13 protein-coding genes and 1 pseudogene are annotated in these 14,892 nt (G+C 44.8%); 6 read left to right on the top strand and 8 right to left on the bottom strand.

Annotated features, from left to right (window positions below; genetic code table 11):
• Positions 1 to 718, bottom strand: a pseudogene (gene fadH, locus A3757_RS13085) (NADPH-dependent 2,4-dienoyl-CoA reductase); the annotation flags it as partial.
• 278 nt (positions 719 to 996) lie between these two features.
• On the opposite strand from fadH, the gene A3757_RS13090 reads away from it, so the two are divergent.
• A complete protein-coding gene (locus A3757_RS13090; protein WP_068634469.1) occupies positions 997 to 2,745 on the top strand; it encodes an acyl-CoA dehydrogenase C-terminal domain-containing protein in 1,749 nt (582 codons plus the stop codon).
• Between the two features lie 150 nt (positions 2,746 to 2,895).
• Here A3757_RS13090 and A3757_RS13095 read toward each other — a convergent pair whose 3' ends face one another.
• The 4 genes from A3757_RS13095 to yrfG form a co-directional block, all read right to left on the bottom strand.
• A complete protein-coding gene (locus tag A3757_RS13095; RefSeq protein WP_068508763.1) occupies positions 2,896 to 4,431 on the bottom strand; it encodes a phosphoenolpyruvate carboxykinase in 1,536 nt (511 codons plus the stop codon).
• Between the two features lie 223 nt (positions 4,432 to 4,654).
• Positions 4,655 to 5,512 carry an Hsp33 family molecular chaperone HslO gene (gene hslO / locus A3757_RS13100; RefSeq protein ID WP_068554988.1) on the bottom strand — a complete coding sequence of 286 codons (858 nt, stop codon included), beginning with the start codon at positions 5,510 to 5,512 and terminating at the stop codon, positions 4,655 to 4,657.
• 45 nt (positions 5,513 to 5,557) lie between these two features.
• Positions 5,558 to 5,959, bottom strand: coding sequence for a ribosome-associated heat shock protein Hsp15 (hslR, locus tag A3757_RS26785; protein WP_068508767.1), 402 nt, complete (start codon positions 5,957 to 5,959; stop codon positions 5,558 to 5,560).
• Positions 5,960 to 6,607, bottom strand: coding sequence for a GMP/IMP nucleotidase (gene yrfG / locus A3757_RS26790; protein ID WP_068508769.1), 648 nt, complete (start codon positions 6,605 to 6,607; stop codon positions 5,960 to 5,962).
• A 129-nt stretch (positions 6,608 to 6,736) separates the two neighbouring features.
• Here yrfG and cysQ point away from each other — a divergent pair, with 129 nt between their 5' ends.
• On the top strand, positions 6,737 to 7,564 hold the full coding sequence (gene cysQ / locus A3757_RS13115; protein ID WP_068554990.1) for a 3'(2'),5'-bisphosphate nucleotidase CysQ: 828 nt from the start codon (positions 6,737 to 6,739) through the stop codon (positions 7,562 to 7,564).
• Between the two features lie 70 nt (positions 7,565 to 7,634).
• On the opposite strand, the gene A3757_RS13120 is transcribed toward cysQ, so the two are convergent.
• Both A3757_RS13120 and mutM read right to left on the bottom strand, forming a co-directional pair.
• On the bottom strand, positions 7,635 to 8,084 hold the full coding sequence (locus A3757_RS13120) for a hypothetical protein (RefSeq protein WP_231875638.1): 450 nt from the start codon (positions 8,082 to 8,084) through the stop codon (positions 7,635 to 7,637).
• Between the two features lie 31 nt (positions 8,085 to 8,115).
• Positions 8,116 to 8,925 (bottom strand): bifunctional DNA-formamidopyrimidine glycosylase/DNA-(apurinic or apyrimidinic site) lyase, encoded by an 810-nt coding sequence (mutM, locus tag A3757_RS13125; RefSeq protein ID WP_068508774.1) that lies wholly within the window; start codon positions 8,923 to 8,925, stop codon positions 8,116 to 8,118.
• A 55-nt stretch (positions 8,926 to 8,980) separates the two neighbouring features.
• On the opposite strand from mutM, the gene A3757_RS13130 reads away from it, so the two are divergent.
• Both A3757_RS13130 and A3757_RS13135 read left to right on the top strand, forming a co-directional pair.
• Positions 8,981 to 11,032 (top strand): hydantoinase/oxoprolinase family protein, encoded by a 2,052-nt coding sequence (locus tag A3757_RS13130; RefSeq protein WP_231872335.1) that lies wholly within the window; start codon positions 8,981 to 8,983, stop codon positions 11,030 to 11,032.
• 91 nt (positions 11,033 to 11,123) lie between these two features.
• Complete coding sequence (locus tag A3757_RS13135; protein WP_068508775.1) at positions 11,124 to 12,320, top strand: fatty acid desaturase; 1,197 nt, start codon at positions 11,124 to 11,126, stop codon at positions 12,318 to 12,320.
• 1 nt (position 12,321) lies between these two features.
• Here A3757_RS13135 and rsmD read toward each other — a convergent pair whose 3' ends face one another.
• Entirely contained in the window at positions 12,322 to 12,981 is a 660-nt protein-coding gene (gene rsmD, locus A3757_RS13140) for a 16S rRNA (guanine(966)-N(2))-methyltransferase RsmD (RefSeq protein WP_082865499.1), read from the bottom strand.
• A gap of 162 nt (positions 12,982 to 13,143) precedes the next feature.
• On the opposite strand from rsmD, the gene ftsY reads away from it, so the two are divergent.
• Complete coding sequence (gene ftsY / locus A3757_RS13145) at positions 13,144 to 14,373, top strand: signal recognition particle-docking protein FtsY (protein WP_068554992.1); 1,230 nt, start codon at positions 13,144 to 13,146, stop codon at positions 14,371 to 14,373.
• Between the two features lie 47 nt (positions 14,374 to 14,420).
• The coding region (locus A3757_RS13150) for a cell division ATP-binding protein FtsE (protein ID WP_068739761.1) at positions 14,421 to 14,892 on the top strand (472 nt) is incomplete at its 3' end.

The following is a 14,892-nucleotide window of genomic DNA, read 5'->3' on the forward strand; positions in this document are numbered from 1 at the left end:
CCTTACCTAGCTGTAGTACTTCTTCATAGCTGCTTCCACCCTCAACCAAGTCGAGCATAGACAAACGGTATATAATAATAAATTTTTCACCCACGGCTTCACGTGTACGACGCACGACTTCTACAGCCAAGCGCATACGGTTTTCGTATTCGCCACCCCATTGGTCATCACGCTTATTAGTACGCTTCGCTAAGAACTGGTTAATGAAATAACCTTCTGAGCCCATGATTTCAACGCCGTCATAACCACCTTTTTGAGCATTAACCGCTAACATTACGATATCACTGATCTGCTTTTCGATACCGGCTTCATCAAGTTCTTTTGGTGGAAAAGGGTTAATCGGTGCCTGAACAGCAGAAGGCGCAACCAAATTAGGGTTAAACGCATAGCGACCCGTATGTAGAATCTGCATACAGATCTTACCACCCGCTTCATGAACGGCATCAGTAATAGTTCGATGTGCTAGTGCGTCTTCTTCTGTCTTAATTGACTTGGTATGAGGATGCGTAGCACCTTCCTGGTTTGGACCAAAACCGCCCGTAACAATCAGGCCAACTCCACCGCGAGCGCGTTCTGCAAAGAAAGCAGCCATTCGTTCATGGCCATCTTTTTCTTCTTCCAAGCCTGTATGCATTGAACCCATCAAAACACGGTTTTTTAAAGTCGTGAAACCTAAGTCCAATGGCTTTAACATATTTGGATATAATTCTGCTGACATCTCTCTCTCCGCTGACGCTTTTAATTTTTTCTTAGGTTCATTCCACCCTCATCATTCCCACATACAAGGTGAATTGCCCTGCAAAATAGGGCCACCTGGTTGGAGCGGGAATCCATTTGTCTGAATGACCTAGCTTATATTCATCCTATGCAAATCTTTTCATAACGTCCTTATCATTTGTTAATGTGCTAAATTTTTTCTATCGCAATAATCTTTAGTACAAGTACGGCACACTGATAGACGTATTGATAAGAACATTAATAGAGGAGCATAGCACCGTGTCGAAATATTGCGCGCCAATCACTGATATGAAATTCCATATAAAGGGCAATTCTGCTATCGACAATGACGATGCGGGCTTAATTCTCGACCAGGCTGCAGAGTTTTCAGAGCAAGTCTGGGGCAGCGTCAATCAACATGGAGACCAAAATGGCTGTCGTTACAAGGATGGTAAAGTACTACTAGACCCTAAGATTCGCGACGCATTTAAAGCTTTTTCTGAAGCAGGGTGGATGGGAATCTCGATGCCAGAGGAGTGGGGTGGGCAAGCGCTACCTGAAGCACTTAGCTCAAAGGTATCGGAAATGTTGACCAGTACCAACCAATCTTTATGCATGTTCACAGCGCTCACCAGCTCTGCATGTAAAGCTCTGATTTCATTCGGTAATGATGAATTAAAACAAACCTACCTTCACAACATGGTATCAGGTAATTGGACGGGCACCATGTGCTTAACTGAATCTCATTGCGGTTCCGACCTAGGTGAAATTAAAAGTAGCGCAAAGATTAATGCTGACAACAGTTACGCGATATCAGGTACCAAAATCTTTATCTCTACAGGTGATCATGACGCTAGTGACAATATTATTCATTTAGTACTCGCTCGTATTAAGGGTGCACCTGAAGGTATTAAAGGCCTATCTTTATTTTTGGTGCCAAAAATTTTTCCAGACAATAATGAATATAACTCCCTTAGTTGTATTGGTATTGAAGAAAAAATGGGGATACACAGCAACCCTACCTGCACGATGGCCTTTGAAGAAGCAAAAGGCTTCCTGGTTGGCGAAGAGAATGGCGGTATTAAAGCCATGTTCAAAATGATGAATGAGATGCGTCTGGGAACCTCCTTACAAGGCGTGGGTATGAGTGAACAGTCTTTTCAGGCCTCGTATCAATATGCTGTCGAACGTGTTCAGGGCCAGTCCCTGGATAAAAAATTGCGCGGACAAACCACTGGTTTGATAGGTCACGCTGACGTGCGCAGGATGCTCCTCACTCAAAAAGCGTTTGCTGAGGGGGGTCGAGCATTTTGCCACTATTGTGCAGAGCTGCTTGATAGGGAAAAAGCCGGAAACGATGCCGAGGCCGCAAAACTACTAGGTTTACTTACGCCTATCGCCAAGGCATTTCTCACCGAAACCGGTCAAGAGTCTGCTTCTTTAGCTGTCCAGGTTTATGGCGGCCATGGTTATATTACCGAAACTGGCGTCGAGCAAATCTACCGTGATGGACGGATTTCTACGCTTTATGAGGGAACAACGGGGATTCAGTCTCTCGACTTGCTAGGAAGAAAGGTATTGGGCGACCAAGGCCAGGCACTGATGTTATTTACAAAACAGCTTCATGTGCTCTCCAAATCGATACTTAAACAAGACAGCGATACCGAGCTAATCCAGCTTGCTGAGCAAGTAAAAACTCTCAGTAAAGAATGGCCACAAATGATTCAAAACGTCGGTATGAAAGCTCTCCAAGATCACGGCGAAGTCGGCGCTGCTGCCTATGACTTTCTGATGTATTCAGGTTATGTAACCTTGGCTTATTTCTGGCTGGAAATGGCAGCTAAAGCCGAAGCCAAGCTTCAAGATAACGATACCACGACATTCTCAGAAAGCTTTTTGAAAGGCAAGATAAAGACCGCCAAGTTCTACTTTGCGCGTATCTTACCGCGGATTCAAGCACACCAGGCGGCGCTGCAATCCGGGGCTGAGAGTTTGTCATTACATGAAGAAGATGAGTGGTACTTTTAAGAACTTCAACGGGATTATTTTTTGTAGGCAGAGGGTTCCACCACTCTCTAAGAATCTGCCTATGGGAGCTGTTTCGAGCATCGCACTCATTTAGATACAAAAAAACCCGGAGCTTTTCAGCGCCGGGTTTTTAGTCTTAAGGAAGCTAATTTAAGCTTGCTTAGGACCTGCATCAACGATCGCATCAGATACGTCAAACTTCTTGAAGTTTTCAACAAACTGAGAGATCAAATCAGCTGCTTTTGCATCGTACGCTGCTGGATCTTCCCAAGTATTACGTGGGTTAAGCAACTTAGCATCAACACCTTCCAATGAAGTTGGAACGTCTAGATTCAAGGCTTCCAAGTGCTCTGTTTCAGCATCAGCCAAAGCGCCGCTCTGGATTGCGCTGATGATTGCACGAGTCACCGGAATGCTGAAACGTTGGCCTGTGCCGTAAGCACCGCCTGTCCAGCCCGTGTTAACCAAGTAAACCTTAGAACCGAACTCTTCCATACGCTTCATTAACAATTCAGCGTAAACGCCTGCTGGGCGTGGGAAGAAAGGTGCACCGAAACAGGTAGAGAACGTAGACTTCAACTTAGAGTCTGAACCCATCTCTGTAGAACCAACCAATGCCGTGTAACCACTTAAGAAGTGGTAAGCCGCACCTTCTTTAGACAACAATGATACTGGAGGTAGTACACCCGTCATATCACAAGTCAAAAATACGATAGCGTTTGGCTCGCCTGCTAAGTTTTCAGCAACACGTTTTTCAACGTGCTCTAGCGGGTAGGCACAACGACCGTTTTCAGTAATGCTTGTATCTGTGTAATCTGGTAGACGCTTATCATCAGAAAGCGCTACGTTTTCTACGATTGCACCGAACTTGATCGCATCCCAAATGATTGGCTCATTCTTTTGAGATAGATCAATAGTCTTCGCATAGCAGCCGCCTTCAATATTGAAGACAACGCCTTTGCCCCAACCGTGCTCGTCATCACCAATAAGGTAACGCGCAGGGTCAGCAGACAAGGTAGTTTTACCTGTACCTGACAAACCGAAGAACAATGTTGTTTCGCCGTCATCACCAACGTTTGCAGAACAATGCATTGGTAATACGTCTTTCTCTGGCAACAAGAAGTTCTGAACAGAGAACATTGCTTTCTTCATTTCACCCGCATAACGCATACCTGCAAGCAAAACGCGACGCTTGGCGAAGTTGATGATTACTGTACCGTCACTATTAGTACCGTCACGCTCAGGTACACACTCAAAGCTTGCAACGTTTAGGATTTCCCATTCTTGCTTATCGGCCTGGTTATATTGCTCAGGGCGGATAAACAGATTGCGACCAAACAGGTTCTGCCAAGCAGTTTCTGTTGCAACCTTAACAGGTAGATAGTGATCAGCATCTGCACCCACGTGAAGGTGAGAAAGATAGCTATCTCGCTCAGCCAAATACGCCTCGACTCGTTCCCACAAAGCATCGAACTTTTCAGGGTCGAATGGTCGGTTAATTGGACCCCAGCCGATTGCATCCGAAGTACTCGGCTCATCAACAATATAGCGGTCCATAGGAGAGCGTCCTGTTCTTTTGCCGGTGGTAACGACTAAAGAACCATTAGCAGCCAAGCTGCCTTCTTTGCGCTCAAGTGCGTGCTCTACCAATACGGCTGAGCTTAGATCAACATAAGTGTTACTCACTTCGACCTCACTTGGGTTAAGTTTGACTACGTTTTAGCTTTTTCTAAAACAGAGCCTGGAAAAATTTGGGGCGCCATTATGCCAAATTGTTGTACAAAAAACGACTAAATTTAGAAGCAAGTCATTTTTGTTCACTTTAAAACATGCAAAGGCGATAGATTTTCAGATTAGAACTTGCATAAGGCTTATATGTAATATTTTCACCTTATTCAAACAAATAAGCCTAATGGGGCTCGCCTAGATCGAATAAATTTTGTACATCTGTCCGATCAAAAGTGTAACGTGCAGCACAAAATTGACAATCTACTGTAATCTCGGCTTCATGCTCCAGTATATCCAGCGCTTCTTCTTTTCCTAAGCTTTGAATTGATGCCGCCGTGCGCTCTTTGGAACACGAACATTTAAACTGTACTGGCTCAGATTGATAAGTAATCACTTTTTCTTCGTGGAATAGTCGCACCAGCAAGGTTTCATTATCTGTGCTCACGAGTTCTTCTGAGGACAATGTCTTAGCCAGTTGGGTCACCCTGTCCCATGCATCCTGATCTTCAATTTCTCTATAGCCTGGTAGTTTTTGTAACATTAAGCCATAGCAACCTAGCTCATCAGCACCTAGTAACATATAGGTATCGAGCTGTTCAGACATTTCAAAGTACTGCTCTAAACACTCAGACAGTGTTTCACGCTCTAAGGGGACGATCCCCTGATAGCGGTTTCCTCGATCAGGGTCGATGGTAATCACTAACTGCGCATTGCCTAAATAATCTTTTAACGGCAGACCTTCTTCAATGTCACCTTGCCAATGCGCAACCCCTTTAAAGGTCTTCAGGTTCGTCGTTTCTGCCATCAACAAACTTAGCGCCCCTTCACCTCGCGCATGAATAGACAGACGACCATCAAACTTCAAGGTTCCGGTTAGCAGAACTGAGGCTGCGATCGTTTCACCCAGGAGCGCTTTAACTTCTGAAGGGTAAGACATGTTTTTGCTCGCCTGCTGGAAGCTCTCTCCTAAGCGTACCCACTCACCTCGAATTTGCAGCTCTTCAAAAAGGAACTTCTGGAAAGTATCTTGATCAATCATGTATATATCCTGTTACTTCGAGTCTTATCACATTAAAGATAGAGCTCATTCAGATTCTGAATTTATATTCTTAAAACGGTGAATGCGTCGGCGGTCGCGTTTATTTGGCCTTTTAAAAGGTGCGGGTAGGCCTGCCATTGCTTGCTTTCGTTCCGCCAGCGCCTCCTCTCTTTTTACAATACTTTCTTCTGTCTCACGATAGAGTTCTTGAGCCAAGCTCGCATTTTTTCTGCGATCACTTAAACCTTCAACAATAACGACCTTATCAAACCAACCCTGGCGAATGGTTAGTTCTGCACCGATATCAACTGTCTTACCAGGTTTACAGCGTTGTTGATTATAATGCACCTTACCACCATCAATTGCCTCTTTCGCCAAGCTTCTGGTCTTGAAGAAGCGAGCAGCCCAAAGCCACTTATCAATTCTTACTTTTGCGTCTGTACTCATTTACAACAAGTCTCTAAAGTCACGAACTAAGGGAAAATCTCCTTGCTCTCTGTCAGGCTTCTGGCTATCAGGCTGGGCAATTGAATATAAGTGCTTAATACCAAATTCTTTTGCAGCGGCAAGTACCGCCTCATTATCATCAAAGAAAGCTGTTTTTTCTTTATCAAAGGGCCTTGCCTTATGAAGTCGCTGCCAGAAGTCAGACTGTTCTTTAGCCAAGCCATAATCGTGAGAACAAATGATCTCGTCAAAGAAGTCAGCCAAGTCGGTTTGCTCAAGCTTGACACTAATACTACCTTGATGGGCATTGGTAAGGATGGCCATCTCTACAGGCATATTTTTGACGGCTCCCAGGAATTCCTTAACATGAGGTCGATACGCAATTTTATTACTTACTTCTTTCTTTAGTTCCACAATATCGACGTTGAGCGCATCAGACCAGAAATCGAGACAGTACCAGTTTAGGGAACCATGATGTGCTTCGTACATAGCATGAAGCGACTTCACTGCATCGTCATGACTAAGGCTCTTCAGCTCCGTATAACGCTTTGGCAAATATTCTAGCCAAAAGTAGTTATCGAAATGGAGGTCTAGTAGCGTACCGTCCATATCGAAGAAAACTGTTTCTATCTGATTCCAGTCGATCATGAAACTCTCTATACTGTCGTAAAACGGCTATTCTAGCGCTCGGAATCTGTTCACACAAACACTCCTCTAAGAGTTATTAGCCGAAGCCAACTATTTCAACACACTTTATATTGGATATTACAAACCCTCATGAATGAGCTAGTACAACTTTTACCAGATTTAAAGAAAATCGTTATCGATGCGGGCGAGGCTATTCTCGAAGTTTATAACTCCGATTCGCCAATCGAAGTTGAGAACAAGGCCGATGACTCTCCGGTTACCAAAGCTGACCACGCCGCTCATATGGTGATAGACCAAGGCTTAACAAGCTTAGCTCTAAACTACCCTGTTCTTTCTGAAGAAGGTGGTATGCCTCAGTTTTCTGAGCGCTCTTCATGGCAGCGTTATTGGCTGGTTGACCCTTTAGACGGTACTAAAGAATTTATTAATAAAAATGGCGAGTTTACCGTCAATATTGCTTTGATCGAAGACGGTGAAGCTATTCTGGGGCTTGTCTACGTTCCTGTTACACAAACACTGTATTACGGATTAAAAGGGCAAGGAGCCTGGAAAGAAGAAAAAGGTGCTAAGACTGAGCTTAAGGTGAGCGCAGTCAATACTCAGGACACACTGGCTGTTGTTGGTAGCAGGCGCCACGGAGCTGAAGCCTTGGATGAACTTCTTAAGCATGTCGCTGAGGTATTTGACGATATTAATTTAGTCAGCATGGGTAGTTCACTGAAAATCTGTGCCATTGCGGAAGGAACGGCTCATTGGTATCCGCGCTTAGCGCTCACAAGCGAGTGGGATACTGCTGCTGCACACGCCGTACTCAATGCTGCGGGCGGTGAAATCCTCGATATCGATCTAAAACCTCTCACTTACAACCAGAAAGCAGATATTTTAAATCCATTCTTTCACGCCTTAGGCGATCAGAGCTTTGACTGGAAAGCGCTTATTCAAAAGGCATCAAACTAAACTAGTTTGAATAGAAATAAAAAAGGCTGGTATCACACCAGCCTTTTTTATTTGAAAGAAGAAGTGAAGCTTATTCTTCTTCCTGGGAAACTATCGCGCTGACTTTACGACCGGTCATTGTACAACCTAAGCAGCGGATAAACGCTGTATTAAAAGGCCCAGCCACCAGTTCATCGAAGGACTCCTCAACATTACCACCTAAGGCAGAAAATGGTGAAGAAACGATAAAGATTGCTGCACCTAAGATAGTTGTCGCAATCATTACGGGTCTTACAAACAAGGCGTCGCCGGTCATCGCAACGGCTGAAGGCGTTTCTTCAATCGTGTTTGACCAGCCCGTCGCGGGTAGCGCCAACACAAGGCTGAACATAATAACTTTTAGGGCTTTGGTAAATTGGCTGTACATGAACTTGTCTCCTTGGGTGCCTTTCACATAGTGTTCAGTATCTGGTGTTTGCTTGAATAGCCTAAGCTTACTGAACAAATGCCTGAAATCTGTCATTGATTTCAGTATAGACACAATATCTCCACTGTCGAATCGGGCGAATAGATTATTTTTGACACTGTGAACAGTACACCGTTGCACGATTACCTTGCCTGATTTCCTTTAGCGCTTGTCCACACTCGACACAGGCTTCACCCCCTCGGCCATACACATTCAGCTCTTGCTTAAAGTATCCTGGCTTTCCATCACTTCCCACAAAGTCTTTTAGAGTTGTACCTCCTTGTTTGATGGACTTACGCAAGACCTCTTTGATGGTATCTGCAAGCAAGTTATAGCGCTTTAAAGAGATTTGAGAGGCTGAGCGAATAGGAGAGATGCCCGCTTTGAACAAAGCTTCGTTTGCATAAATATTGCCAACACCAACAACGAGCTTACTATTCATCAGGAACTGTTTAACCGCTTGTTTTCTCTTTTTGGCAGCTTGATGAAGATACGCTCCGTCGAACTCCTCATTTAGAGGTTCAAGCCCCAAAGAAGCAATTAAAGGATGCGCTTGCCAATTGGAAGACCATAGTATGCTGCCAAACCTTCGCGGATCGTTAAAGCGCAGTATTTTTCCACAGGAAAGGTGGAATTCAACATGATCATGTTTTATCCGTGGCGTCCTCTCGTCGACTATACGCAAACTCCCAGACATACCTAAATGCAGCAGTATACTTCCGTCAGGGACACAGATGATTATATACTTACCTCGCCTGAGAACATCACTAACCGGCTGGTTTGTCATTTCATAGAGTTCATTAGAAACAGGCCAACGCAAAGCTTGCTGATAGATCTTGATAGATAAGATTTTATGCCCCTTGATATAAGGCTCAATGCCCCGGCGAGAGGTTTCTACTTCTGGCAATTCAGGCAAACTTGGCTCCTCATAGATAGAACAAATCACGCATTTTGATACAAAGGAAAGGCAAGTGTCCAATTCCCCTAAGCTTCACAATCCCAAATCTTCTTTAAGCGATGAGGATGAAATCCTGTACTTAGGTGTTGATGCCGGAGGCACTTTTACCGACTTTGTCTTGCTCACTGAACAAGAAGTGCGTATTCATAAAGTACTATCAACCCCTTCAAACCCTGCTCAAGCAATCTTGCAGGGAATAGAAGAACTAGGTTTAAACTCAGCTGTCGATAATAAACAGCTTTGTATTATTCATGGAAGTACGGTAGCTACCAATGCAGCGCTTGAACGAAAAGGTGCTCGTACCGTCTATATCACCAATAATGGTTTTGGCGATATCCTGAGCATCGGCCGCCAAGCTCGCAAAGAACTCTATAACCTCAATGCCAAACCACCCATTCCTCCTGTTCCAAGCGAGCTTTGCTTAGAAATAGAAACCCGACGTGATTCCGAGGGAAAGTTAATAAGACCTTTATCTGATGACGATATTGAAGCCCTTAAGCAAAAAGTTAATGACTTAAAACCAGAAGCTATTGCGATAAATCTCTTATTTTCCTTTATCAATGATGATGAAGAGCTACGCATTCAAAAAGCCCTGGAAGGTGACTATTTCGTCTCGCGCTCATCTTTTGTTTTACCAAAATATAAAGAGTACGAACGTGGTATAGCAACCTGGTTAAATGCATCCCTTGGCCCAAAAGTAAAAAACTATATTGATCACTTGATCGAGCAACTAAACGGCTGCCCTGTCTCAATCATGCAATCTTCAGGGGGAACCATTGCTGCTGAACAAGCCGCTTTACGATCTGTAAATCTGCTTTTATCCGGCCCGGCTGGCGGATTAGCCGCCGTTCGTCATATCGGTGAACAGTGTCACTTACCCAAGATCATGAGTTTTGATATGGGCGGCACATCAACCGACGTCGCCTTAATGGATGGCAACTTTGAACTAAGCGATGAAGGTAGCATTAATGATTGGCCGGTCGCGATACCAATGTTAAAAATGGAAACCATCGGTGCTGGCGGCGGCTCTATTGCCTGGATAGACGAAGGAAATATGCTACACGTCGGCCCTCAATCTGCGGGTTCCGCACCTGGCCCAGTTTGTTACAACAAAGGCGGAACTCAAGTAACTGTGACCGATGCCAATCTAGTTCTAGGGCGCATACGTGCAGATGCTTTCTTAGGTGGCGGTATGTCTCTTGATATAGCCTCAGCAGAGAGCGCGCTAGACACGCTAGCCAGCAAACTACAAATGAGCAGGCTTCAATTGGCAGAAGGAATCATAGAACTTGCGGAACAACAAATGGTAAAAGCCCTTCATGCCATTTCTATTCAGAAAGGGCACAACCCTAATGACTTTACCTTATGTTGCTTTGGCGGCGCTGGGGGTCTGCATGTCTGTTCCTTAGCTGAAAAACTCAATATGAAAAGTGCCATAATTCCCCAGAATAGTGGTGTCCTCTCGGCCTACGGCATGCTCAAAGCTCAAAAACAACGGCAATTTACCAAGACACATATTATTCAGTTAGATGATATTTCCCATCACCAACTGGAACAGCTGTTTGAAGGTCTCGAGTCACAAGGAACGAAAGAACTAAAATTAGAACAAGTAGGCAGGCAAACTATCCGATCAGAACGCTCTTTGGATCTTCGTTACCAAGGCCAGAGCTTCACTCTGAATATCCCCTTTTCTGCAGATCAAACCCGCAATATTGCAGACTTATTTCATCACAGCCATCAACAACACTATGGGCACCAACTCACTAATACCGCGGTTGAGCTCGTGAATGTTTGCCTTAGTCTGACAATTGAAACTCAGCAAAGTAATGATGTTATATGTACTGAAGTGCAAAATGATGCCACCACACAAGTCATTCAACTTCCTTCGATAGAAAAAGAAGTGACAATTCTTCAGCGAGAAGCGATCAAAGAAGGTGAAACCATAATAGGGCCTGCAATCATATTGGAAAAGGTTTCGACAACCTGGCTAAAAGAAGGATGGTGCGCAAAGATAGATCAGTTTCAGCATCTCGTGTTAAAAAAGCACGAAGTTATTGTGCAATAAACGAGCTGTCATACTCTAAAATATCATTGTTTGTGATAGCATATAAAACTAACGCGTGTCAGCTAGAATTTATAGGAGTGAGGTGAAGTAAATGTTTGACTGGTGGATAAACGGTATTCTCGATTTAAGTGTTGGGCAGAAAGTCATTGCAACGATAATTCTGACTCAAATCACCATCGCCAGCGTCACACTTTATCTACACAGACACTCAGCTCACAACGCTCTCGACCTGCATCCTGCACTTAAACACTTCTTCCGTTTCTGGATATGGCTGAGTAGTGCTCAAAATACCAAAGAGTGGACCGCTATTCACCGGAAACACCACGCAAAATGTGAGACAGATGAAGACCCACATAGCCCTGTTGCGAAAGGCCTAAAAACAGTTCTACTAACGGGTGCTGAGCTCTATAAAGAAGAGGCTGCCAATGCCGAAACCTTAAAGCGCTACGGTCAGCGAACACCTGATGATTGGTTAGAAAACAAGATCTATACCCCTCATAAGATGAAAGGTGTAGTACTGATGGGCGCTATCGATATTTTCTTCTTCGGCCTGGCAGGTATTACCATTTGGGCGATTCAAATGATGTGGATCCCGGTATTTGCTGCGGGTGTTATCAATGGTGTCGGCCATGCAATCGGCTACCGGAACTTTGAGTGTAAAGATGCCTCCCGTAACATCAGCCCCTGGGGCTTTTTTATTGGTGGCGAAGAACTTCACAATAATCACCACACTTATCCCAACTCCGCCAAGCTATCTGTTAAACCCTGGGAATTCGACATCGGCTGGTTTTATATCAGAATATTAAGCGCCCTTGGTTTAGCAAAAGCACGCAATATCCCACCTAAGCCAATAAAAGACAGTCACAAGCTGGAGCTTGATAAGGATACGGTGATGGCAATTATCCACAATCGCTTTTATGTTTTATCCCAATACCATAAGAATGTCATGATTCCGGTTATCCAAGCACAAAAAGCCAAGATGCAGGAACAAGAAAAAATTATGTTTAAAAAGGCCAAGAAGCTTCTCGTTAGAGAAGAAAATTTGGTTAAAAGTACTGAGAAAAGCCGAATCAATGAAATGCTTGACCACGACGTGATGATCAAGACCATTTATGAGATGAGCCAGGCTCTTCAAGATATTTGGAAAAAACACCCCGGTAGCCGCTTTCAAGAAAAGTTAAACGAGCTTTCTGAATGGTGTAAACAAGCTGAAAAAAGCGGCATCGAAAGCCTCGAAGAATTTGCCAAAAGTTTAAGACATTACTCTCTAAGTGCTGCAAAAGCCTAGATCAGATCTGGTCGCTAGCTTGTCGTTGATACAATTGATAACTGACTTGCCCGGCGACCTTTTCTTTCATCAGTTGCCAATCTTTCGGAATTGCAGGTAAAACGCCTTCTTTTTCCTGCTCCAGATAAATCACCGCCCCTTTAGCGAGTATCTCTGACTCCTCGATAAGTGCTAAAGTCTCTGTAAGTAAGCCTTTGCGAAAGGGTGGATCGAGAAAGAGTATATCAAAGGCACCTTGTTGTTTTGGACTCGCTTGAAGCCAAGTCAATGCGTCGAGGCACTCCACCACAGCTCGCTCAGCAGCCCCCCCTAATAGCGCGTAGTTTTCCTTAAGGCTCGAGGCTGCCTGACTACTTTTCTCAATAGAGCATAGCTCACCAGCGCCGCGTGAAAGCGCCTCGAGGCCTAAAGAACCACTGCCAGCAAATAAATCCAATACTCGGGCGCCGGGTAGATAAGGCATTAACCAATTAAACACCGTCTCTTTCACTCGGTCTGTCGTTGGGCGAAGACCTTCAAGCGCCGGAAAGTTTAATCGACGACTACGCCATTCACCGCCAATAATGCGAAAAGAGCCCGTTTGCGAGCTATCTATACGATTATTTTTACCATATGGCCGAGATTTTTGTCCTCGATGGTTTTTTTTAATCCTGGCTGGCATTAGAATTTCCTGTTATGTCATGCATATTATCCAAAGCACTCGAAAAAGCTCGCTTGTTTAGACGGATCCGTGCATTGTAAGTGAATTTTAGCCTCGCCGTTGCGATCTTTTTCAAAGAGAAATTATAACGGCATGAATCAAATACCTTAAGTTGTTCATATTATGCAAACAGAAATTTTATACTCTTTGGTCACCCTTGGCGTCATTGCACTCCTAATAGCAATCGATCTGATTCGCGCCAGACATAACCAAACCAAACCAAAGAAGGTTGAGCGCCAAGCACACCCCGAAACTAAAACGGTTCGCCCGCTGAATGAGTCTGCGCTGACTTCAGCCGAACCGGAAGCAGCACCTGAGCCTGAACCAACACCAGCGCCAAAACCAGAACCGGAACCAGCACCTGAGCCAGAGCCAGAGCCAGAGCCAGAGCCAGAGCCAGAGCCAGAGCCAGAGCCAGAGCCAGAGCCAAAAAGCTTTTTTGGCAGAATTAAGTCTGGCTTGAGCCGCACACGAGGCCGCCTATCGGGTGGTTTAAGCGAACTCATCATGGGCAAAAAGCAGATCGACGACGAGCTGCTTGAAGATATAGAAACACTACTTCTAACTGCTGACGTTGGTATTGAAGCGACTTCTGAAATTATCAATAAAATTACCGAAAGTGCCGACCGAAAAGAACTGAAGGACGCCGATAGCCTGCACGCTGTACTCAAGGACGAACTAAGCGGTCTGCTTAAAGCTAGCCATTCACCTTTAGAAATAAAGACTGGTGACTCTCCTTTTGTCATTCTTGTTGTGGGTGTCAACGGCGTGGGTAAAACAACCACTATTGGCAAAATGGCCAAGCGTTTCCAGAGCCAGGGACATTCTGTCATGTTAGCAGCAGGCGATACCTTCAGAGCTGCAGCAGTTGAACAGCTACAGGTTTGGGGTGAGCGCAACAATGTGCCTGTTGTTGCCCAACACACCGGCGCCGACAGTGCATCAGTCATATTCGATGCAGTTGAATCGGCTAAGTCTAAAGGGGTTGATATTCTAATCGCCGATACCGCTGGCCGCCTTCAAAACAAAGACAACCTAATGAGCGAGCTTGAAAAAGTTGTCCGAGTTATGCAGAAAGTTGACGATACCGCCCCCCACGAAGTGATGTTGGTTCTCGATGCCGGTACAGGCCAAAACGCACTTAGCCAAGCCCAAGTATTCCAACAAGCAGTTGGTGTAAGTGGTATCAGCTTAACCAAGCTGGACGGTACGGCAAAAGGCGGGATCATTTTCGCTATCGCTAAACAGTTAGGTCTACCGATTCGCTTTATTGGTGTTGGTGAGCAAATAGATGATTTACGCCCCTTTGAGGCGGATGAGTTTGTTGCTGCTTTATTCGACGAACAAGCATAAATCTCTGTCGATAAGATCTCAGCTCAAGTCAATAGGCCTACTAAATAATGATACATTTTGAGAATGTCACCAAGCGTTATAGCGACGGCCATGAAGCACTTAATGACGTAAGCTTTTCAATGGCGCGTGGTGAAATGGCCTTTTTAACAGGCCATTCCGGCGCAGGTAAAAGTACACTGCTTAAGCTGATTATGTTGATGGAAAGAGCCAGTGAAGGAAAGGTCACTGTGGGTGAGCAAGACCTTATGCGCATCCCAAAGCGGCAAATTCCTTATTACCGGCGTCATGTCGGCGTTGTTTTTCAAAATCATCGCTTGTTATTTGATCGCAGTGTTTACGACAACGTTGCGCTTCCCTTAGAAATTTCGGGAATGAACCCGCGCGATATCGGGCGTCGAGTACGTGCCGCATTAGATAAAGTCGGTTTGCTTTCAAAAGAGAAAATGACACCCATTCAGCTCTCAGGCGGTGAACAACAGCGTATCGGTATTGCCAGAGCCGTTGTCAATAAACCTCCCG

Source organism: Oleiphilus sp. HI0117 (assembly GCF_001635235.1).